Here is a 932-nt window from a genome sequence, read left to right on the forward strand (position 1 = left end):
GACACCCCGACTCGCCACTACGCGCACGTAGACTGCCCGGGCCACGCCGACTATGTTAAAAACATGATCACCGGTGCTGCGCAGATGGACGGCGCGATCCTGGTTGTTGCTGCGACTGACGGCCCGATGCCGCAGACTCGTGAGCACATCCTGCTGGGTCGTCAGGTAGGCGTTCCGTACATCATCGTGTTCCTGAACAAATGCGACATGGTTGATGACGAAGAGCTGCTGGAACTGGTTGAGATGGAAGTTCGTGAACTGCTGTCTCAGTACGATTTCCCGGGCGACGACACCCCGATCGTTCGTGGTTCTGCTCTGAAAGCGCTGGAAGGCGACGCAGAGTGGGAAGCGAAAATCATCGAACTGGCTGGCCACCTGGATACCTATATCCCGGAACCAGAGCGTGCGATTGACAAGCCGTTCCTGCTGCCGATCGAAGACGTATTCTCCATCTCCGGTCGTGGTACCGTTGTTACCGGTCGTGTAGAGCGCGGTATCATCAAAGTAGGTGAAGAAGTTGAAATCGTTGGTATCAAAGAAACCGCGAAAACCACCTGTACTGGCGTTGAAATGTTCCGCAAACTGCTGGACGAAGGCCGTGCTGGTGAGAACGTAGGTGTTCTGCTGCGTGGTATCAAACGTGAAGAAATCGAACGTGGTCAGGTACTGGCTAAGCCGGGCACCATCAACCCGCACACCAAGTTCGAATCTGAAGTGTACATCCTGTCCAAAGATGAAGGCGGCCGTCATACTCCGTTCTTCAAAGGCTACCGTCCGCAGTTCTACTTCCGTACTACTGACGTGACTGGCACCATCGAACTGCCGGAAGGCGTAGAGATGGTAATGCCGGGCGACAACATCAAAATGGTTGTTACCCTGATCCACCCGATCGCGATGGACGACGGTCTGCGTTTCGCAATCCGTGAAGGCGG

General features: G+C 55.2%; 1 protein-coding gene. It reads left to right on the forward strand.

The annotated features are described in order from the left end of the window. Positions 1 to 932: elongation factor Tu (tuf, locus tag KHQ28_RS28410; RefSeq protein WP_032440676.1), on the forward strand; the 932-nt coding region annotated here is incomplete at both ends.

The sequence above is a fragment of the Klebsiella sp. 28 genome, assembly GCF_018223905.1.
Lineage (GTDB): Bacteria > Pseudomonadota > Gammaproteobacteria > Enterobacterales > Enterobacteriaceae > Klebsiella > Klebsiella pneumoniae.